Source organism: Pseudomonas sp. NIBRBAC000502773 (assembly GCF_006517195.1).
Lineage (GTDB): Bacteria > Pseudomonadota > Gammaproteobacteria > Pseudomonadales > Pseudomonadaceae > Aquipseudomonas > Aquipseudomonas marginalis.
This window is the reverse complement of the sequence record NZ_CP041189.1, coordinates 3,976,971-3,997,443: the sequence shown is the minus strand read 5'-3', so window position 1 is coordinate 3,997,443 and position 20,473 is coordinate 3,976,971. Positions and strand designations below refer to the sequence as shown.

General features: G+C 60.5%; 21 protein-coding genes. 11 read left to right on the top strand and 10 right to left on the bottom strand.

Translation table 11 applies throughout. The features are described from left to right. Window positions 1–46: 46 nt before the first annotated feature. Window positions 47–985: a DnaJ C-terminal domain-containing protein gene (locus tag NIBR502773_RS18335; protein WP_115486377.1), complete on the bottom strand. Its 939-nt coding sequence runs from the start codon at window positions 983–985 to the stop codon at window positions 47–49. Between the two features lie 238 nt (window positions 986–1,223). Between NIBR502773_RS18335 and NIBR502773_RS18330 the strand changes: the two genes are divergently transcribed. Continuing rightward, complete coding sequence (locus NIBR502773_RS18330; protein WP_065940904.1) at window positions 1,224–2,492, top strand: Hsp70 family protein; 1,269 nt, start codon at window positions 1,224–1,226, stop codon at window positions 2,490–2,492. A 73-nt stretch (window positions 2,493–2,565) separates the two neighbouring features. Here the strand turns inward: NIBR502773_RS18330 and NIBR502773_RS18325 are convergent, their stop codons facing one another. The 3 genes from NIBR502773_RS18325 to NIBR502773_RS18315 form a co-directional block, all read right to left on the bottom strand. After that, on the bottom strand, window positions 2,566–3,579 hold the full coding sequence (locus NIBR502773_RS18325) for an AI-2E family transporter (RefSeq protein ID WP_012721958.1): 1,014 nt from the start codon (window positions 3,577–3,579) through the stop codon (window positions 2,566–2,568). 143 nt (window positions 3,580–3,722) lie between these two features. Then, entirely contained in the window at window positions 3,723–4,025 is a 303-nt protein-coding gene (locus tag NIBR502773_RS18320) for a PsiF family protein (protein WP_010213547.1), read from the bottom strand. A 71-nt stretch (window positions 4,026–4,096) separates the two neighbouring features. Next, complete coding sequence (locus NIBR502773_RS18315) at window positions 4,097–4,885, bottom strand: helix-turn-helix transcriptional regulator (RefSeq protein WP_141156621.1); 789 nt, start codon at window positions 4,883–4,885, stop codon at window positions 4,097–4,099. 97 nt (window positions 4,886–4,982) lie between these two features. Between NIBR502773_RS18315 and NIBR502773_RS18310 the strand changes: the two genes are divergently transcribed. After that, window positions 4,983–5,861 carry a DMT family transporter gene (locus NIBR502773_RS18310; protein WP_115486380.1) on the top strand — a complete coding sequence of 293 codons (879 nt, stop codon included), beginning with the start codon at window positions 4,983–4,985 and terminating at the stop codon, window positions 5,859–5,861. Here NIBR502773_RS18310 and NIBR502773_RS18305 read toward each other — a convergent pair. Beyond that, window positions 5,858–6,748, bottom strand: a complete 891-nt coding sequence (locus NIBR502773_RS18305) for a triacylglycerol lipase (protein WP_141156620.1) — start codon at window positions 6,746–6,748, stop codon at window positions 5,858–5,860. The genes NIBR502773_RS18310 and NIBR502773_RS18305 overlap by 4 nt on opposite strands. Before the next feature lie 176 nt (window positions 6,749–6,924). Between NIBR502773_RS18305 and NIBR502773_RS18300 the strand changes: the two genes are divergently transcribed. Further along, window positions 6,925–7,455 (top strand): bacterioferritin, encoded by a 531-nt coding sequence (locus tag NIBR502773_RS18300; RefSeq protein WP_027607715.1) that lies wholly within the window; start codon window positions 6,925–6,927, stop codon window positions 7,453–7,455. A 418-nt stretch (window positions 7,456–7,873) separates the two neighbouring features. On the opposite strand, the gene NIBR502773_RS18295 is transcribed toward NIBR502773_RS18300, so the two are convergent. Together NIBR502773_RS18295 and NIBR502773_RS18290 are read right to left on the bottom strand one after the other, a co-directional pair. Beyond that, window positions 7,874–8,851: a hypothetical protein gene (locus tag NIBR502773_RS18295; protein WP_141156619.1), complete on the bottom strand. Its 978-nt coding sequence runs from the start codon at window positions 8,849–8,851 to the stop codon at window positions 7,874–7,876. 178 nt (window positions 8,852–9,029) lie between these two features. Then, a complete protein-coding gene (locus NIBR502773_RS18290) occupies window positions 9,030–11,099 on the bottom strand; it encodes an AsmA family protein (RefSeq protein ID WP_141156618.1) in 2,070 nt (689 codons plus the stop codon). A gap of 358 nt (window positions 11,100–11,457) precedes the next feature. Between NIBR502773_RS18290 and NIBR502773_RS18285 the strand changes: the two genes are divergently transcribed. Together NIBR502773_RS18285 and NIBR502773_RS18280 are read left to right on the top strand one after the other, a co-directional pair. After that, window positions 11,458–11,829, top strand: coding sequence for a hypothetical protein (locus tag NIBR502773_RS18285; RefSeq protein ID WP_065940898.1), 372 nt, complete (start codon window positions 11,458–11,460; stop codon window positions 11,827–11,829). Between the two features lie 162 nt (window positions 11,830–11,991). Further along, window positions 11,992–12,624: a TetR family transcriptional regulator gene (locus NIBR502773_RS18280; protein ID WP_065900186.1), complete on the top strand. Its 633-nt coding sequence runs from the start codon at window positions 11,992–11,994 to the stop codon at window positions 12,622–12,624. A 4-nt stretch (window positions 12,625–12,628) separates the two neighbouring features. Here NIBR502773_RS18280 and NIBR502773_RS18275 read toward each other — a convergent pair whose 3' ends face one another. Further along, window positions 12,629–13,126, bottom strand: a complete 498-nt coding sequence (locus NIBR502773_RS18275) for a C40 family peptidase (protein ID WP_065940897.1) — start codon at window positions 13,124–13,126, stop codon at window positions 12,629–12,631. Window positions 13,127–13,402: 276 nt separating this feature from the next. Here NIBR502773_RS18275 and ureE point away from each other — a divergent pair, with 276 nt between their 5' ends. From ureE to NIBR502773_RS18245, 6 genes are all read left to right on the top strand, one after another. After that, window positions 13,403–13,903 (top strand): urease accessory protein UreE, encoded by a 501-nt coding sequence (gene ureE, locus NIBR502773_RS18270; RefSeq protein ID WP_065947138.1) that lies wholly within the window; start codon window positions 13,403–13,405, stop codon window positions 13,901–13,903. Further along, window positions 13,900–14,574 (top strand): urease accessory protein UreF, encoded by a 675-nt coding sequence (locus NIBR502773_RS18265; protein ID WP_141156617.1) that lies wholly within the window; start codon window positions 13,900–13,902, stop codon window positions 14,572–14,574. The genes ureE and NIBR502773_RS18265 overlap by 4 nt, the downstream gene beginning before the upstream one ends. Before the next feature lie 21 nt (window positions 14,575–14,595). Then, entirely contained in the window at window positions 14,596–15,210 is a 615-nt protein-coding gene (gene ureG, locus NIBR502773_RS18260; protein WP_017849719.1) for an urease accessory protein UreG, read from the top strand. A gap of 22 nt (window positions 15,211–15,232) precedes the next feature. Beyond that, complete coding sequence (locus NIBR502773_RS18255; protein WP_141156616.1) at window positions 15,233–15,805, top strand: HupE/UreJ family protein; 573 nt, start codon at window positions 15,233–15,235, stop codon at window positions 15,803–15,805. A 183-nt stretch (window positions 15,806–15,988) separates the two neighbouring features. After that, a complete protein-coding gene (locus NIBR502773_RS18250; protein ID WP_141156615.1) occupies window positions 15,989–17,137 on the top strand; it encodes an integrase core domain-containing protein in 1,149 nt (382 codons plus the stop codon). A 128-nt stretch (window positions 17,138–17,265) separates the two neighbouring features. After that, entirely contained in the window at window positions 17,266–18,387 is a 1,122-nt protein-coding gene (locus NIBR502773_RS18245) for an AGE family epimerase/isomerase (RefSeq protein ID WP_141156614.1), read from the top strand. Window positions 18,388–18,414: 27 nt separating this feature from the next. On the opposite strand, the gene NIBR502773_RS18240 is transcribed toward NIBR502773_RS18245, so the two are convergent. Beyond that, window positions 18,415–19,320 carry a cation diffusion facilitator family transporter gene (locus NIBR502773_RS18240; RefSeq protein ID WP_092358954.1) on the bottom strand — a complete coding sequence of 302 codons (906 nt, stop codon included), beginning with the start codon at window positions 19,318–19,320 and terminating at the stop codon, window positions 18,415–18,417. Between the two features lie 149 nt (window positions 19,321–19,469). Continuing rightward, complete coding sequence (locus tag NIBR502773_RS18235) at window positions 19,470–20,234, bottom strand: SDR family oxidoreductase (protein WP_141156613.1); 765 nt, start codon at window positions 20,232–20,234, stop codon at window positions 19,470–19,472. Window positions 20,235–20,473: the final 239 nt, after the last annotated feature.

The window sequence follows — 20,473 nt, the reverse complement described above, 5'->3', positions numbered from 1 at the left end:
CTTGAAACCTGTGGTGAGGGAGCTTGTGCCCTCACCACAAATCCCCTTAGAACTGCTCGCGCGGATTGAACGCGGCTTTTTTTGCCAGCTCCTGCCACAACGCTTTCACGTCTTCATCGCCTGCCGGCGGCATCACCGCCTTGAGCTGCACGTACAGGAAGCCGCGCTGCCCGGCCTTGTTCAGCAAGCCGTGGCCCTTGGCGCGCATGCGCTGGCCGTTCTGGCTGCCGGCCGGCACCTTGAGGTTGATCTTGCCGGTCAGGGTCGGCACGGCCACTTCCGCGCCCAGAGCCAATTCCCATGGTGCCAGCGGCAGGTTGATGATCAGGTTTTCGCCGTCCACTTCGAACTTGGGGTGCGGCGCAAACTTGACGATCAGGTACAGGTCACCGTTGGCCCCGCCGCCAACACCCGGTGCGCCCTGGCCTTTGAGGCGAATACGCTCACCGTCGGCGACACCGGCGGGGATCTTCACGTTCAGGCTCTTGGTGGTGTTGCTGACATGCCGGCCCGAGGCGTCGTATTGCGGCACCTGGAAGCTGATCTGCTTGGACTCGGTGGACAGTGTCTCTTCGAGGAACACCGACAGCTGCATCTCCACGTCCTGGCCCTTGCGCCCGGTTGGACGGCGCTGGCCGCCACCGAAGGCATCGCCACGCCCGCCAAAGATCGAGCTGAAGAAGTCGGAAAAGTCCTCGGTGCCCTGGCCACCGCCAAACCCGCCACGGCTCTGCCAGCCTGGCGGGCCCTGGAACGGTTGGCCATGTTGGCCGTATTTGCGCAGTTCGTCGTATTCGGCGCGCTTGTCGGCGCTTTTAAGCGCTTCATAGGCTTCGGACGCGTCCTTGAACTTGGCTTCGGCGTCTTTTTCCTTGCTCACGTCCGGGTGATATTTGCGTGCGAGCTTGCGATAGGCAGCCTTGATTTCCTTGTCATCGGCGCTCGGCTCGACACCCAGAATCTTGTAGTAGTCTTTGAAATCCATCGGCGGTTCACCATCCTTAATCGAGATCGCACAGCCCGGGGCACAACGTGCGCTGGTTTGCACCTGTTGAGTCTTGTGGCCTGGGGGTGCGTCAAAGTGTTATCGGCGCTTGCCGTATGCACCAGATGTGGGGGCGAATGCCGAACTTTCAAGCACGATTTAACGGATGGTCGGCCTACGCATCCGCCCTCGACTGGCATACACTGCGCGGCCGTTTTTCAACCGGAACCCGATAGACATGAAAAACCCATCCCCAGCCCGTGCCTGCGGTATCGACTTCGGCACGTCCAACTCCACCGTCGGCTGGATCCGCCCCGGCATGGAAACGCTTATCGCGCTGGAGGACGACAAGATCACCCTGCCGTCGGTGGTGTTCTTCAACTTCGAGGAGCGCCGCCCGGTCTACGGTCGCCTGGCCCTGCACGAATACCTGGAGAACTACGAAGGCCGGCTGATGCGCTCGCTCAAGAGCCTGCTGGGTTCCAAGTTGATCAAGCACGACACCAGCGTATTGGGCACGGCGATGCCGTTCACCGATCTGCTGGCGCTGTTTATCGGCCAGCTCAAGAGCCGCGCCGAAACCACCGCCGGCCGCGAGTTCGAAGAAGTGGTGCTGGGCCGCCCGGTGTTTTTCGTCGATGACGACCCGATGGCCGACCAGGAAGCCGAAAACACCCTGGTCGACGTAGCGCGCAAGATCGGTTTCAAGGACATTTCGTTCCAGTACGAACCGATTGCCGCCGCGTTCGACTACGAGTCCACCATCGAGAAGGAAGAACTGGTACTGATCGTCGACATCGGCGGGGGTACGTCAGACTTTTCGCTGGTGCGCCTGTCCCCGGACCGCCGCCACAACGACAACCGCCAGGACGACATCCTCGCCACCGGCGGCGTGCACATCGGCGGGACCGACTTCGACAAGCAACTGTCCCTGGCCGGCATAATGCCGCTGTTCGGCTATGGCAGCCGCATGAAAAGCGGCGCCTACATGCCCACCAGCCACCACATGAACCTGGCGACCTGGCACACCATCAACTCGGTGTACTCGCAGAAATCCCAGCTGGCCCTGGGCAGCATGCGCTATGACATCGAAGACACCGGCGGCATCGATCGCCTGTTCAAGCTGATCGAACAGCGCGCCGGGCACTGGCTGGCCATGGAAGTGGAAGAGACCAAAATCCAGCTCACCCACGAAGACAACCGCCACGTGCTGCTGGACCGGGTTGAGCCGGGGTTGAGCGTGGACCTGAGCCGCGCACTGTTCGAGTCGGCCATCGATGGCTTGCTGGAGCGCGTGCGCAACAGCGTAACGCAGTTGCTCACCGATGCTTCGGTGGCAGTGGCCCAGGTGGACACGGTGTTCTTTACCGGCGGTTCCAGCGGCATCCCGGCGCTGCGCCACAGCATCTCGGCCATGCTGCCGAATGCGCGGCATGTGGAAGGCAATATCTTCGGCAGTATCGGCAGCGGCTTGGCGATTGAGGCGAGCAAGCGCTACGGCTGCTGAGTTTCACCTGAAATACCGTGGCGACTTCATCGGGGGCAAGCCCCCGATGGGGCCCGCCCAGGCAACACACGCCTTAAACCATCCCGCCGAGCTTCAGCTCACTCTTCAGATACGCATAGTAAATCGGGCCTGCCACCACCCCCGGCAAACCAAACGCCGCTTCAAACACCAGCATCGCCAGGAGCAACTCCCAGGATTTGGCACTGATCTGCCCGCCGACGATGCGCGCGTTGAGGAAGTACTCGACCTTGTGGATCACGATCAGATACCCCAGCGCCGCCACCGCCACCCAGATCGACAACGACAGCGCGACGATGGTGATCAGGGTGTTGGACATCAGGTTGCCGATCACCGGTAGCAGGCCGAGCAGGAAGGTCAACACGATCAGGGTCTTGGTCAGCGGCAGGTGAATACCGCACAACGGCAGCACCACGGCCAGGAAGATCGCGGTGAAGGCCGTATTGAGCGCGGCGATCTTGATCTGCGCGAAGACGATATTGCGAAAGGCCTGGACCAGCAGGTGCAGGCGGTCGAACAGCGCGGCTGCCAGGGGTTTGCGCTTGGTCAGGTCGGGCACCCGCTGCAGGGCGATGATCGCGCCGAGCACCATGCCGATCAGCAGGGTAACGAACATGTGGGCGGCGTCTTTGCCGACCAGTTGCAGTTCGCTCAGGTGCTTGCTCAGCCAGTCGCCGATGGCCACGCGGAACTCGGCCGCGCTGGCGGGCAGGTAGGCATCGAGGAATGGCGGCAGTTGGCCGCGCGCGCGGTCGACTACGCCCATGAATTTATCCAGGGAAGCCCCGGGGTTTTCCGCCTCATGAAGCAAGAAGCTGATGGCGCCGGCGAAGATCAGGGCCAGCACGCTGACGATCAGGGTGCCGAGCAAGGCCACCGCCAACCAGCGCGCGCGGCGCCCTTCGATCAACCGTTGCAGTTGGGGGGTGAGCATGTTGACCAGTTCATAGACCAACAGGCCGGCCAGCAGGCTGGGCAGCAATTTCAGCGGCAATACCAGCAGCAACCCGCCGAAAATGATGATGTAGCTGGCCAGCAATAACACGTGACGCTGAGAAAACGTTGGCATACAGCCTCAAAACGAACGGCGTTAAAGGATGGGCAGTCTGCCAGCCTTGAGAGAATCAAGCGAGTGGATAGGTTGCGAATACGATCAAGTGTGGGAGGGGGCAAGTCGAATAGTCGCCCCCTCCCACAAGGGGATTCGCGTACTCAACTGCCCTTGAGGCAGGTGCTCATGAACGTCTTGCGCGCATCGCCGGTCAGCGCCTTGGTTTTCGCCGACGCATTGCAATCCTTCATCTTCTGCTGTTGCGGGGTGAGCGTCTTCGCATCATTGGCCGCCGGCGCCGACAGGCAGGTTTTCATGAAAGCCTTGCGCTCGTCGCCCTTGAGCGTCTTGGTGGTGGCTTCGGCATTGCAGGTGGTCATCTTGTTTTGCTGGGCGGTAGCGGCGAAGCCCTGGGAACACAGCAGCAGGCCCATCATCAACAGCGGAATACGCAGCATCTTCATGGAGTTTTCTCCCTGTTACCGTGCCGGGAGGCACGGCCTACCCAGCAGTGTAGCCAAACCTTGTTACATCTTCATCGGCTGCGAATATTCGTCCGCCGGTACTGCTCCGGGGTGCAGCCGGCCTGGCGCTGGAACATCGCGATAAACGCCGAGGCGCTGCTGTAGCCGAGGTCAAACGCCACATTTTGCACACTGCGCCCGCTGTCGAGGGCTTCGATGGCGGCGAGGTAGCGCAGGCGCTGGCGCCATTCGCCAAAGCTCATGCCCAGCTCACGCACAAATTGCCGCGCCAGGGTGCGCTCGCTGACATGCACTTGTTCGGCCCAGTGCGCCAGGGGACGGTTGTCAGCGGGGTCGGCCTGCATGCCTTCCAACACGCCGAGCAGCCCGGGGTGGCGGGCGTAGGGCAAAAAACCCTCGTGGATCGGCGCCTGCCTGAGCTGATCGACCAGCACCTGGGCCAGGCGGATGTCGGCCTCGGTGTGCGGGATGTTGACGTCACGCTGGGCGAAGTCGCTGAGGATGGCCTTGAGGATGTCGCTGATGGCCAGGGTGCAAGGCTGCTTGGGCAAGTGCTCGCAGAGCGGCGGCGAAAGGCCCACCGAACGGTAGACAATCGCCTCGGCGTTGTAGGAGCTGTGTTCGGTACTGGGTGGGACCCACACCGCGTACTGCGGCGGCGATATAAAGCGTTTGCCGGCCACTTCCATGCGCATCACGCCGCTGGCGGAGTAGTCCAGTGAGCCCCAGACATGCTGGTGCGGGGTGCACTCCGTGTCGGGGGCAAAGTCGGAGTAGCGGAAGTACACGGGGCTTGGCAGGCGGGCAAAATCCGCGAGGCGTACGGTGTGTCTGGCCATATTGTCTGGATATAGAGGTCGTTTGTCTGGATCGCAGTATAGGCTTCGATCCAGACAAGGGATAATCCGGCCTTATCAACACACTTGGTTTCTTTCGATGCAATACGCGTATCCCCTGCTGGCCATCTTTATCTGGGCCGGCAATACCGTGGTCAACAAATTGGCCGTGGGTTCGATCTTCCCGGCTGAAATCGGCTTTTATCGCTGGTTGCTGGCGGCCCTGCTATTTACACCCTTCATGCTCAAGCCGGTCATCGCCCACTGGCCGCTGATCCGCCCGAACCTGGGCAAGATCGGCATCCTTGGCGTGCTGGGCATGGCGGTGTACCAGAGCCTGGCGTACTACGCTGCCTCGCTGACCAGCGCCACCAACATGGGCATCATCCTGTCGTTGATGCCGTTGATGGCCCTGACGGCGGCCATCATCAGCCTGGGTCAGCGCCTGACCTTTGGCGCGCTGACGGGTGCGGTGCTGTCATTCGCAGGGGTGGTGGTGGTGGTGTCGGCCGGCAGCCTCGGCGCGTTGCTGCAGCACGGCGTGAACCTGGGCGATGCGATGATGCTGGTCGCGACCCTGGCGTACGCGGTCTACAGCACCCTGTTGAAAAAATGGCAGCTGCGCCTGCCGCCGCTGGTGCTCCTGTATTTGCAGGTGCTGGTGGCGGTGGTGGTGCTGTTTCCGCTGTTTTTGTTCTCGGCAAAAGCCGGCCTGGGCTGGACGAATATTCCGCTGGTGCTCTATGCATGCTTGCTGGCTTCGATGCTGGCGCCACTGGCGTGGATGCACTCGGTGAAGACCCTGGGCCCCAGCCGCACCACCTTGTTTTTCAACCTGCTGCCGTTGATTACCGCATTGATTGCGGCCGTGGTGCTCAGGGAGGAATTGGCGTTGTATCACCTGGTGGGCGGTTTGCTGACCTTGGGCGGGGTGATTTTGTCGGAGCGTTGGACCACGCCAGTGCGCCGCCAGGCTTAAACCCCGGCCGCCTTCAGGCGCTGGGCATGCTCGACGAACAACCGAATCGGCTCGGCGCCCTTGCCGACCAGGCCCATGGATTGGTTGACGATGTCGAAGTGGTCCAGGGCGTAGTCATCGCCGATCACCCGCCCCAGGTGCGAGCTGCAGCGCCCGACCATGCCGTCGCACTGGCCCTTCTCGCGCACGAAGCTGCGGGCGAACAATCGGCAACTTCGATTCGTCCCGTCCAGCAGGTTGCGTCCGCGATCGGTCTTGCCCGGTTGCAAGATGCCAGACCATGAGTAGTAGCGCACGCCATTGTCCACCTCCGCCCCGTGCCCGCCCCAGGTATGCGGCAACCCTTGGGGATACTTGCGGTTGAACAGCGCCACGCCTGCGCTGGTCAGGGAATGGTGGGACGCCTGCAAGTCCGCCTTGAAACGCGGGCCGCGATAGCCGGTTTCCAGCAGGCTCATCACCGTTGCAACCAGATGAAACAGCGCGCTCATCAGCCGGCCCTTCACGCTGTCGGCCGGATAATGGGCGTGGATATGGTCCGCCAGTTCCGAACCGTGGTTGGGCCCGGCCACCGACGTCACCGACGCCACCCACTCCGGGCGCTTGGCCGCCGCATAACGGGCGGTCAGCGCGCCCTGGCTATGGCCGATCAGGTTGACCTTGTCGGCGCCGGTCTCAAGGCGAATGCGCTCGATCTGCGCCAGCAACTGCTCGCCACGCACCTCGCTGGAGTCCAGCGGCGCCACCTGGATGGGAAACACCTGCGCCCCACCCGCCCGCAGTGCCGGGACAATGCCATACCAGTAGGGGAAGAACCCCAGGCGCACGAACCCCAGCATGCCGGGCACCAGCACCAAGGGATAACGCGTGGCTAACGACTGCGACATGAAGCGAACGTCCTTGATCAAGAGAGGATGATGGCAGGCTAGCCCAATTCCGGCGACGCGCTGATGACACGCCTGGCAAATCCAATAAAACTTTTTGCTGCGCCCGTGACTCACAACTGGGAGCGATCACGCCGACAGAGCGTGGCGTAAAACCGGATTAGCCCCAGGAGATTGAGATGACTGAAGCAAACTTGACTGACGTTGCGACCCTGCGCAGCCGCGCCCGCCAGAACGTCGAAAACGGTGCCGTGACCGAGGGCTATGACGCCGACCGCGAAGAGATCATCCGCCTGCTCAACGGCTCCCTGGCCACTGAACTGGTGTGTGTGCTGCGCTACAAGCGTCACTACTTCATGGCCAGCGGCGTTAAAGCGGCCGTCGCCGCGCAGGAATTCCTCGAACACGCCACCCAGGAAGCCGAGCACGCCGACAAACTTGCCGAGCGTATCGTGCAATTGGGCGGCGAGCCGGAATTCAACCCTGACCTGCTGTCGAAGAACTCCCACGCCCAATACGTGGCCGGTAACAGCTTGAAGGAAATGGTCTACGAAGACCTGGTGGCCGAGCGGATCGCGGTGGACAGCTACCGCGAAATCATCCAGTACATCGGTGATAAGGATCCGACCACGCGCCGTCTGTTTGAAGAGATCCTGGCTCAGGAAGAAGAGCATGCGGACGATATGGCCGACATCCTAGAAAGCCTGTAAATAGCGGCGCAAAAAGGTGGGGGAGTTGGTTAACCGGCTCTCCCCACTTTTTTCTGCCATGACCGTTATCCAGTCAGAAACCAAGACAGGGCCATTCCAGCGAAGGAAGACATAGTGAGCAGGTAGGGAACTACAATCCAAAGTTTGAGACTTCTTGGCATACGTTTCACATCCTCAACGAGTGCGAGGTATCTCCATTGAAAAAGCCTCGGCATAAGGATGACAGGTGCAATAGCGAAGAGACGTTTCAACTTCCCACTAAACGGTCCGAATCCAAACCTGTATTTGAACGTCACTATGAATGAGCTGAACTTGAGATAGTCTTCAGCCTCTTCCAGCCTTGTATAGATGACATATAAATTTAAGGGAACGCTCAGCAACATCAACACACCCGACCACATACCGATGGACTCTGGCATCATTCCCCCCCTGAAACTTCATAAAGGCGGGTTCCTATTTGCTCACCCGTGTGGCTTCCTAAAGCACCCACGGCGAGGCCACCAATGGCCCCACCCACTATGGCGCAGCCTAGCGCACTCGCTCCGGCGGTAGGTATGGCAAAAACTGCTGCACATACGGCAACCCCAAGTCCCACTCCTGCGTATCCCCCGTAAGCGGCGCCACCAACTCCTAACACCAACTTCCCTCCCTCCACAAACTTCGCCCGAGTACATTCCTGCTCGCGTCCGGTGGAACATGCCTCCGTTATTTCCAACGCCGTCGCCCCAACATCCAGTGCGATACCGATATAAGTACCCTTTTTCAACATCTGTGATGCCTTGGCGATGCGCTTGACTGTCTCTTCGTACTTACGAATCTCACCGTGATGCCAATAGCTTTTAGTAGAAATGCCCAACATCTTTTTGATCGACCCTTCATTTTTCAAGCCCGTACCCAAACGAGCCATACCCGAGAGCTGCCCCTCCAGCTTTGCAAACAACACCCTGCGTTTTGCCAGAAACCCATCCCTCGCGGCCGTTGTACCCTTGCTCAAGTACTGCTTATGCAAAGCCTCGATGTCGTGGAGTGTCCTCTCGACTGCCGCAAGATGTTTACTCCAGGCACTGCTGGCACTCCCGACACCGATCGAAGCGTTGGTCATGATGATCTGTAGTAGATCGTAGTTTTTGATCAAAAACTGATCGGTTGCGGAATGCGCCAGCAACGCCTGTTTTATGTTCTGCGCTGAGCGCATCAGTTGCGCTTCTTCAGCGGTGCAAGACGCCGTGCGCGCATCAGGAATGATCACCAACTGCCCTGGCAGTACCACGACATTGCGGATGTGCTGGTTGACGATGTCGAACTTTGTTTGTGTATGGGGGGTAAGAGAAAGGCTGAGCTTGAGCAGTGGATAAGGCTGCGGTCGCTCATTGATAAATGCGTAGGCTCCCTGCATGGATTAAGCCTCCAAGTGACTGTGGCGGCCGACTATAGGAAGGCAACCCAGGAGGCGTAAGGGGAATCAGGGGCGGTTTTAGCGCTTCAGAAATGAGCTACACAAGACTAGGATCATACTTACGGCGCCGTGATAAAAAAGGCGACCCGAGGGTCGCTCTTTCTGACAATTTCGACGATCAGCCTTTAACCGTCTTCGGCGCCTTGCCTTCCTTCATCTGCTGCAACAACGGTGCGCACTGGTTCGGCGCATCGGCGCTCGGTGCCACCAGCGCCAACAGGCCCGCTGCCGGGCCGGCGATCACGCCCAGTGCCACCATGCCCGCGCCACGCAGGGCCAGGGGAATGGCTTTTACACCCGCGTTGGGCTTGATGAACGGGCCGTTGACGTACAACGGCGAACGCAGGGAAAACAGGCGGAAACCCTTGGATTCTGGGGTGATGGTCAGGTCGAGCTGTTCGGTGGCCATGTTGGCGGTGCCATCGATATAGATGATCGCGTTCTCGGTATCGAACACAAACAAGCGCGTGGTTGCCAGGCCGGTCTTGATCCCGAAGTCCGCCGCCGCGCAGTTGATCTTCACTTCCTTGTCGCCGAACAGGCGCCCCACCACGTAGTTGCCAACGTTGAGCCCGGCAATTTCCATCAGGCCACGGCTGATGGCGCCGTCGTTGATCAGCATCTTCAGGTCACCGTTGGAGGTGCCCAGCAGCGCCGCGACAGAGTTGCCACGCCCGGAAAGATCGGCATCGCCGTTGAGTTCACCAAAGCTGGTTTTCATCGGTTCGAAGGTCGGGAACAACTGCTTGAGCTTGAAGTTGCGCGCAGTCAGTTTGGCGCGGCCTTCCATCGGCGTGGTGCGGCCGTTCAAGCGAATCTGCGCATCCAGCTTGCCGCCAGCGACGCCGAATCGCAGCGGTTCCAGGCTCAGTTCGCCGTCGTTGAGCACCAGGTGGGTGTACAGGTCGGTGAAGGGCAACTCGGCACTGTGCATGATGCGTTTGCCGGTGAATTCCACATCGGCATCCATGTCGCGCCAGCGCTCGGTGCGGAACTCTTCCACCGGCAGCACTTTGGTCGCCGGCTGTTTGCTCTCACCGCCACGCGCTTTTTGCTTGGCGTTGGAGTCGGCACCGATCAGGGGGGCGAGGTCGCTCATCAGCAATTGGTTGGACACCAACGCACCGCTGAGCTTGGGACGTGGCTGGCTGGCGACATAGGCGAGGTTGCCGTGGATATCGCTGTTGCCGATCTTGCCGTTGAAGTTTTCGTAACTGAATGACGCGCCGCTGGCCTCGTGCAACTTGGCGATCAAGTGGCCGTCAGTGGAGTAGGCCGGCGAATCCGGCAAGGTGACGCCGGTCAGCGGGTAGAGGTTACCCAGGCTGCTGCCGGACAGTTTCAGGCGCAGGTCCAGGGCGCCGAGGTTCAACGGGTCGATCAAGGTGCCTGCCAATGCGATGCTGGTATCGGCAATCCTGACCTGGGCTTGCAGCGGAAACGGCTTGGCCGCGTCCTGCAAGGCCAGCAGGCCGCCGATCTTGCCGCTGCCGTCGAGCTTCTGGCCGTGGTACTGGCCCTTGACCTTGAGGGCGAACGCATAGTCCTGGGGCGCGGAGCCTTTTTCCAAGGCCTTCCTGGCATCGGCGTCACCGACGATTTCACCGAACGGGATCGGCTTGCCCAGGGGGTCGATGATCACGTCCAGCTGAGTCTTGAGGGTCTGGTCGTCGAGGGTCACGTGGCCCTTGTCGAACCCGATGGCGCCGATGTCCACCACCCAGTTGGAAGGTTCGGCGTCGGGGTCCTTGGGGTCGAACGTGAACGTCCAGTTGGCGCGGCCATCGGCCAGGCGCTGCAACTCGGCACTCGGCTCGGTGAGGTCGATACGCGGGATCACCACGCGCTGCACCAGCAACGCCAGCGGCGAAATGCGCAGCTCGACCTTTTTCAGCGTGACCATCTGCGGTTTTTTCGACCAGTCGGGGTTGCCCAGGGTCAGGTCCTCGGCAATCACATGGGGCCACGGCACCCAGGCGCGCCAGCCGCCTTCATCGGGCTCACGCGCCCACACCACCGCCAGGTTGCCGTTGATGGCAAACGGGCGATGCAGTTCTTCAGAAACTTTGGCATTGAGCGGGGGCTTGATGCGGTTCCAGTCGAAGAACACCAGGACCAGTACCACCACAGCGATTAACACAACGAAGCTGGCGCAGCTCCACATGACGATTTTACGAGTGCGCGTCATTGCACAGGACTCCTGAATACGACCGGCTGAACCAACACCTGTAGGACAGCTTATAAAACTACGACTGGCAAACCGCTCGTGGGTTTAACCCAATCTCCGATTTACCCTTGAAAACCTGCTTTCCTGACCGTTTCGACAGATTCGATCATCCACGGCGCACCATTGTTACCCATGTTCGTGTCGAAAATACCCACCTCGGTGCAAAACCGCGTGCTTGAGAGGCCCGATCTAGAGCCTCCCTGACGAACAATCAATTCTGTTGATTATTACCATTGTGTTTATGAACTTTTATATCGACTTATCGAGAGTAGCATTAGCCCTGTACCCACTTTATCGCCCTCCCAAGGAGCAACCCATCATGAAACGCCAAGTACTCGCTACAGTCCTGTTATCCATCCTGGCTTCCAGCGCCTTTGCCCTGCCAGCCGCCGAACAGGTTACCCCACAAGCCAAGGCCGACGCCGTTCACTTCAACCAGACCCTGGCCCGCAGCGGTTCGCAAGAAGACGAGAACCGTGACTACGCCAAAGGTGCTGTCGCTGAAAACGGTTCGGAACACGCCAACAAGCGCGCCTACGCTGAAGGTGTTGCCGAAGGTGGCCGTGATCGCCTGGAACAGAAAGGTCTGGTTGAAGGTGGTGCGGAACAAGCCAACGAGCGTGCCTACGCCGAAGGTGTTGCCGAAGGTGGTGCTGATCGCCTGCAAGAACTGCATCAAGCTCAGAGCTGACCCCGTGGTGGCCCAGAAAAAAGCCCGATCTGCCGACCGGGCTTTTGACTTTTTGTAGAGCCTGTCACGCAACATCCTCACCTATCCCCCGCCAAGTTCGACGTCAATGAAGCTGTTTTGCTAGAGTGCGTCGCTGTACTTGCCGACAAAGCCCGCCCGCCCATGCTGCCCCGTGCCGAACAGAAGCAACAAACCCGCCTCGCCCTGATGGACGCTGCCCGCCATCTGATGGAGTGTGGCCGTGGGTTTGGCAGCCTGAGCCTGCGTGAAGTGGCCAAGACCGCAGGCATTGTCCCCACCGGGTTCTATCGCCACTTTGCCGATATGGACCAGCTTGGACTTGTATTGGTGAGTGAGGTGGGCCAGACCTTTCGCGCCACCATTCGCCTGGTGCGTCACAACGAATTCGTGATGGGCGGCATTATCGATGCCTCAGTGCGGATTTTTCTCGATGTGGTCTCGGCCAACCGCTCGCAATTCCTGTTCCTGGCCCGCGAGCAATACGGCGGTTGCCTGGCGGTGCGCCAAGCCATCGGTGCCCTGCGTGAAGACATCACCCGCGACCTGGCGGCCGATCTGACGCTTATGCCCAAACTGCAGCACCTGGACGCCGAAGGGTTGCACGTGATGGCCGACCTGATCGTCAAAAGCGTGTTTGCCACCCTCCCCGACATCATCGACCCGCCCGCCCAGGCCTTGCCTGCCCACCTCACGCCCCAGGCGAAAATCACCCAGCAACTGCGCTTTATTTTTATCGGCCTCAAGCACTGGCAAGGCCTGGGCAGCACCGAATAGGCCGTCAACCCGCGGTGTGAAAACGCTTGGCGGTGGTGTAGTGCTTGTTCCAGTAGCTGTTGCTCAGTGAATCGATGCGGATGCTTTTGCCGGTGCGCGGTGAATGAATGAATTTACCCCCGCCGATATACAGGCCGACATGGCTGACCTGGCCGCGCCCATTGCCTTTGAAAAACACCGCATCCCCTGGCTTTAAAGCCGTGCGCTGGATCGTCGGGGCCGTTGAGCGGTGCATCGCCACCGTGGTGCGCGGTATCTGGATATTGGCTTGGGTCTTGAACAGGTAAACCAGGAAGCTGCTGCAATCGAACCCCTGCTCTGCTGAAGAACCACCCCATTTATAGGGGGTGCCCAGCAGCTCGTGAGCGCGGTCGATCACATCATTGATAGAGGCCTCCTTAACCGAAACTGTAAAGGTCGAACGCGGCTGCAGATTGGCCGAGGCCGATGAAATGGCCAAAGACAGACTGACAATAGCCAAGCAAAAAAATGACTTGAACATGATAAACGTCGCAGTGGATTAAACACGGCGCATAGCCTAAAGACACGGCACGTAACGTTTTGAACGCCAATTCCTGATCGAGCGTAGGACAAATCCGAAAACGCTCGAGAGCAGTGCACGCATAAGTTAATCGCACCATTTTCGACCACTCATAAACCCTTCCCACGCCCCGTTCAGTAGCACAGCCCTGTCTGCCGACAGGTAATTCCTACGCCTGACCGGATTGGCAAGCCCCTTGCTCTAGCACTTCCATCGCTCATAGCTGGAAGCTTCCTGATGCTGGTGATCCACCGCCGAATCGCCCCCCAAGCCCTCTGGGCCGCTGAGCTGCTGCTAAATTTCGAAGCACGCAGCAAGAGCCGCCTGCGCTGTTTCAGTGCCGACGGCGAAGACGTCGGCCTGTTTCTGGAGCGCGGCCAGCCGCCGTTGCACGATGGCGAATTCCTACAAGCCGAAGACGGACGTGTCGTACGCGTGTGCGCCCGCCCTGAACACCTGTTGCACGTCACCTGCAGCAACGCCTTTGAACTGACCCGCGCCGCCTACCACCTCGGCAACCGCCATGTGGCCTTGCAAGTGGGGGATGGCTGGTTGCGCCTGCTCGACGACTACGTGCTCAAGGCCATGCTTGAGCAACTGGGCGCCCACACCGAAACCATCGAGGCGCCGTTCCAACCGGAACACGGCGCCTATGGCGGCGGCCACCACCACTCCCGGCATGGCGATGAAGATTTCAACTACCCGCCCAAGCTGCATCAGTTCGGCGTACGTCTATGAGCCCAGCCTGGGCGCTGTTGCGTCTGGCCAGTCCGCAGTTGCCGATTGGCGGCTACAGCTATTCCCAAGGTTTGGAAATGGCCGTGGAGAACGGCCACGTCAACGATGCCGCCAGCGCTCGCCGCTGGATCAGCGACCAATTGCTGCTCAACCTCGCGCGCTTCGAAGCCCCGCTGTTGCTCGCCCATTGCCGCGCCGCCGCAGAGCAGGACTGGCCGGTGTTGGCGCAGCTGTGCGAAGCGCATCAAGCCAGCCGCGAAACCCGGGAGCTGTATCAGGAAAGTCGGCAGATGGGTTACTCCCTGCAGCAGTTGCTCAATGGCCTGCCGGAACTGGACAGCGACGCCCGCAGCTTCCTGGAGCAACGCCGCGAACCGCACTTGGCCCTCGGCTGGGCACTGGCCGCGCGCGCCTGGGCGATCAGCGCCGACGACGCCCTCGCCGCCTGGCTCTGGAGCTGGCTGGAAAACCAATTGGCCGTGCTGATGAAAACCCTGCCCCTGGGCCAGCAAGCCGCGCAACGCCTGACCAGCGAGCTGCTGCCCCTGCTGCAACAGGCCCAGCACGACGCCGCCCGCATCGACCCCCAGCATTTCGGCAGCGCCGCCTTCGGCCTGTCCCTGGCGAGCATGGCCCACGAGCGCCAGTACAGCCGCCTGTTCCGTTCCTAAGGCTTTTTTGGAGATTCAGACATGAATACACAACCCCTGCGTGTCGGTATCGGCGGCCCGGTCGGCTCCGGCAAGACCGCCCTGACCCTGGCCCTGTGCCTCGCGCTGCGCGATCGCTACAACCTGGCGGTGGTCACCAACGACATCTACACCCGCGAAGACGCCGACTTCCTGGTGCGCAACCAGGCCCTGGCGCCGGAGCGCATCATCGGCGTGGAAACCGGCGGCTGCCCGCACACGGCGATTCGCGAGGACGCCTCGATCAATCTGGAAGCGGTGGACCAACTCAACCGCCGCTTTCCCGGCCTGGACCTGATCCTGGTGGAGTCCGGCGGCGACAACCTCTCGGCCACCTTCAGCCCGGAGCTGTCGGACCTGACCATCTACGTGATCGATGTGTCCGCCGGCGACAAGCTGCCGCGCAAGGGCGGGCCGGGTATCTGCAAATCCGACCTGCTGGTGATCAACAAGATCGACCTGGCGCCGCTGGTGGGCGCCTCGCTGGAGCTGATGAACAGCGACACCCAGCGCATGCGCAACGGCAAGCCCTTTGTGTTCAGCAACCAGAAAACCGGAGTCGGCCTGGATGAAATCGTCGCCTTTATCGAACGCCAAGGCCTGCTGACCGCCGCCTGATCAACCCATAAGGAACCTGCTCATGAGCCTCAATAAACTTCTCGCCGCAGCGGCCCTGCTGCTCACACCCGCCCTGGCTTTCGCTCACCCTGGCCACGGCGACAACGGCCTGGTGGCCGGTATCAGCCACCCGTTGGGCGGCCTCGACCACTTGCTGGCCATGGTTGCGGTCGGTCTGTGGGCCGCACAACAAAAAGGCGCCGCGCGCTGGGCCCTGCCGTGCACCTTTGTCGGCACCATGCTGATCGGCGGGATGCTGGGTTTTGAAGGACTGCAATTGCCCGCGCTGGAAAGCGGGATTGCCGCCTCGGTCCTGGCCCTGGGCCTGGCCGTGGCACTGGCGGTGCGTCCGCCGTTGTTCATGGCCATGGGTGCAACGGCGTTGTTTGCGTTGTTCCATGGTGTGGCCCATGGCTTGGAGTTGCCGGAGATGTCGAGCCCTTGGGCGTATGCCGCCGGTTTTGTCGGCGCGACCGCTGCACTGCACGCAGCCGGGTATGCGCTGGTGCGCTGGTTGCCGGCCGCAGCGGCGCCGCTGGTGCGGATTGCCGGAGCGGCTTCGGCGGCGACTGGGGTGTGGTTGCTGGCAGGCTAAGATTTGCAGCGCTTATAAGGCCCTTATCGGGGCAAGTTCCCTCACATTCGACCGAGTTCCACCTGTGGAACGCAGTCAAAAGTGGGAGGGGGCTTGCCCCGGTACAAACCGGGGACATCGTTTACATTTCTAACCGGGGACATGGTTTACAGGTTAATACGCATGATCAGGAGGTAACTGATCATGCCCTGGAACCAAGAGTCCCCCATGAATCAAAGAATCAAGCTGGTAGCTGATTGGCTTTCTGGCAACTTCACTAAAAGCCAGTTGGCACGCCGCTTTGACGTTAGCCGACCTACCGTCGATAAGTGGATTGCCCGGCACGACGGCGATTTGAGGTCTTTATCCGAACTGTCCCGGCGACCTCACAACAGCCCAAATAAAACCGACGACGAGATTTTGGCCCGTGTAGTAGCGATGAAGGAGGCTCACGATAAATGGGGGCCGAAAAAGCTTCTCGAGCTATTACGGCTGGAAGATCCCTCCGTCATCTGGCCCTCTCCAAGTACGGCCGGTCAATGGCTTGACCGACTTGGGCTCGTCAAAAAGCGGCGCTTCAAACGCCGACACAGCATTTCCCACGCACAAATGCGAAAGGCCGACGAACCTAACAAGACGTGGTGTGCTGACTACAAAGGGCAGTTCAAGATGCTTAATGCTCAGATGTGCTTCCCTTTGACCGTCACAGACCATGCGTCGCGGCTGATTTTAGCGTGTAGGGCCCATCCCAAGATCATGACCCAGCCTGTAAAACAGGCCTTTGAGAGGCTTTTTCAGGAGTACGGCATGCCGGAAGTTATCCGTTCAGACAACGGGGTACCGTTCGCCTCTCCTGGCCTGGCAAGAATATCCACACTGGCAGTTTGGTGGATTCGGCTGGGTATTTATCCCGAGCGAACCATGCCGGGAAGACCCGCCCAGAATGGTCGCCATGAACGAATGCACCGTAGCTTGAAACTTGAATTGCCCTTAGGGAAAAACTTAGTCGAGCAGCAGCTTTTGCTGGAGCATTTCAGGCATGAGTTTAATTACGTACGCCCTCACGAAGCGCTCGGCATGAAAAGTCCGGGAGACTTGTATGTGCCGTCCACCCGAATTTATCCAGGGTGCTTGCCCGATGTGGAATATCCGGCAGAAATGAAAGTTCGAAGCGTCAGGCAGGACGGATCGATCAAGTGGAACGGCAAGTTGGTATTTATCAGCGAGGCGCTGTCCGGGGAAAGGATAGGGCTCAAAGAAGCTGAAGATGATGCTTGGGATTTGTACCTGTGTGATTATCCCTTGGGGAGGCTTGGACGAGGTATGACCCGCGTCCAGGCCTCAAATGTGTAAACGATGTCCCCGGTTTCAGATGTAAACGATGTCTACGGTTCTACACCCCGATAGCGGTGGCGCAGACACCACAGTTCCCAAGCCTGCTACCATGCGCGCCTACACCCCTGCCGTGACGACGCCAGCCGATGCCCATCGCTCCAAGCTCCGCCCCCCAGCCTTCGTTGAATGCCGTGCTCACGCACTTCCACACCCTGATCGTGCCGCTCTGGCAGGGCCCGGGCTGGAATGCCGAATTGGCGTTGCCCTATGAGGCGCTGGACGCCGATCACCACCCACTGCCGCCGCAACGCTACCGCGCCATGGCCTGCGCGCGACAGTTGTACCTGTTCGCCAGCCTGATCGGCGCGCCAGGGGCGGCCTTCGCTGAAGAGCGCGCGGCGGTGCTGTTCCGCTCCCTGCAACGGCACTTCCACGATGGGGAACACGGCGGCTGGTTCTACAGCATCGACCCCGCCGGCCAGCCGCTGGACAAGCGCAAAGACCTCTACACCCACGCCTTCATCATCTTTGCCTGCGCCCATTATTGGGCCAAGGTGCGTGAACCGCTGGTGGAATCGGTGCTTAACGCTGCCCTCGAAGTCGTCGCCCAGCGCTTCGCCACCGAGGACGGCCTGTACGAGGCGGTGCTGGAACGCAACTGGTCGTCCCTCCAGTCCGGCCCGCTGCAAAACCCGTTGATGCACCTGGCCGAAGGTTTCCTCGCCACCCTCGCGGTGCGCGAGGATGCCCCTGTGCAAGCGGCCCTGCTGGCCTTGGCGACGGCCATGCAGCAGCGTTTCATCGACCGCCGGCACGGCGTGATGATGGAAAAACCGCTGGGCGCTGTGGATAACTGGTTTGAGCCGGGGCACCAGTTCGAGTGGTTCTTTTTGCTCGAATCGTCGCCCGTGCTGCGCGGCACGCCGCTGCATGCGTCACTGACGCGGGCGTTTGCCTACGCAGAGCACAAGGGTGTGGACAGCGCGACCGGAGCGGTCAGCGGCATGTTGGCACTTGATGGCAGCGTACGCGACGGCACCCAGCGTATCTGGGCCCAGGCCGAGTACCTGCGGGCGCTGACCTTGCGCCCTGGCAGTGAGGCGGTGCTGCAGCGCCAACTGCTGGCGCTGCAACAGCATTTCCTGCATGAGAAAGGCTGGCATGAATGCCTGGATGCCAACGGCGCGGTGAGCCGACGGGATATGCCATCGACCACACCGTATCATTTGGCAACCTGCTACCAGGGGCTGATCCAGCATCTTGGATGACCTGCAGGGCCTCGGTCTAACGACCCATCACGCAATCCACTTGCGATCCCCGGTAAAGCTGATCGTCAGCCAGCGCGCCGCATCCGGTGCGCCCAGCCCTGTGGATATCTCTTCACGCAGCCCATCCAGGGTCGCGACGTTATCCACCGGGTAATCCGCCGGCAGCACCACATGGATTTCGATAAACCGCGCCCGACCGTGCTTTTGCACGTAGGACACGTAGTCATCGAACCCATGCCTGGCCTGCGCCGCGTCCATCACCTCGCGCACTTTGTCATCCAGGTGATCCGGCGCGATCCCCAGCACCTCGCGCAACGCCGGGCGCAGGATCTTGAACGCCGGTGCCAGCATGCTCAGGGCCAACAGGATCAGGATCAATGGATCGACATACACCGCCCACTCGCCATAGCCCTGGGACTTGAGCAACAGCGCGGCGAGAAAGCTCACCAGCAGGCCCACCGAGAGCATCGCGTCCACCAGCCAACTGATGTTGTCGAACTGGATCAGCGAGGATTTCAGCCTGCGGTTGCGATAGCGCACATAGAAGAAGTAGGCGAACTCGACCACGGTAAACACCGCCGCGTAGATGATCACCAGGCCCAACTCGATCTCGCGCCCGCCATTGATAATGCCGAACACACCGTTCAGGAACGCATAGATGGCGATCAGCAGCAGGAAGCTGCCTTCGATCAGCAGCACCATGGGCTCCAGGTGCCAATAGCCGAACTGGAAACGCTCGTTGCTTTTCTTGGCGATCAGCTTGGCCGTGATCAGCATCAACACCTTGATGGCGGTGGCGATCAGCGAGAAAAAGCCGTCGAACAGAATGGATTGGGCGCCAGATATCACACCCGTGACAATCCCGGCGATCGCTACCGCGAACATCAGGATCGTCGATTGTTTGAGCAGTGACTGCTCACCTCGGTTACTCACATTTCCTCCCGTCAAAACCTTTAAACCGCAGGGTGCGGTGGGGTTTCAGGGGTGGAGTGTACCTTATGGCCTGTTTTGGCCGATTTGACGCCATCGGGGCGGTGCGACGATTCGCCAAGCCCCCGATGGCAGCAACGCGGTCTAGAGCCTTACTTGGCCCCCCGCTCAATCGCAAACCCAGCCCAGGTCTGGCTCACCGGCATCAGTTCCAGGCGGTTGATGTTGATGTGCGCCGGCGTGTTCAGCACCCAGAAGATGGTGTCGGCAATGTCCTGCGGCTGGATCGGCTCGGCACCGGCGTAGGTGGCGTCGTAGCGCGCCTGGTCACCGCCGAAGCGCACCAGGGAGAACTCGCTTTCGCACAGGCCCGGCTCGATGTTGGTCACACGCACGCCGGTGCCCTGCAGGTCACAGCGCAGGTTCAGGGAGAACTGCTTCACGAACGCCTTGGAACCGCCATACACATGGCTGCCCGGGTACGGGTAGCTGCCGGCGATGGAGCCCAGGTTGATGATCCCGGCGCCACGGCCGTGGGCGATCAAACGCGGCAACAGCAGGCTGGTGGTGGTCAACAGGCCTTTGATGTTGGTGTCGACCATGGTTTCCCAATCGTCGAGGTTGCACTTGGGCGCCGGGTCGGTGCCCACGGCCAGGCCGGCGTTGTTGATCAGCCCGCGCAGGGTGGCGAACGATGGCGGCAGGTTGGCGATCGCCTCTTCCATGCCTGTGCGATCCCGTACGTCCACCACCAGGCCGTGCACTTCGGTCTGCTTGGAAAGCTCCTCGACCAGCGCATTCAAACGCTCGGCACGACGACCGGTAAGCACCAGTTTCCAGCCGGCCTCGGCAAACCGACGGGCGCAGGCTTCGCCGAAACCTGAGGTGGCGCCAGTAATAAACAGCGTGTTGGACATGGTGTTCTCCTTGCGGGCATCGGGAAAAAAATCAGCCAGCAGAATGCCCTTACGCCGCGGTTGCGGCAACCGCCATGCACAGAACTTCATGCACGGCTGGTCATTTTTTAATCATTCAGAGCAAAGCCTTATGAGCCGTGGCTTGCAGCCATATGCGCGCAGGTTATCCACAGCTGCGCCCACAGTCTCTGGGGGCAAGTGCAAAACGCTTCAGGCCGCTGTGTACAAGGCTTCCAGGC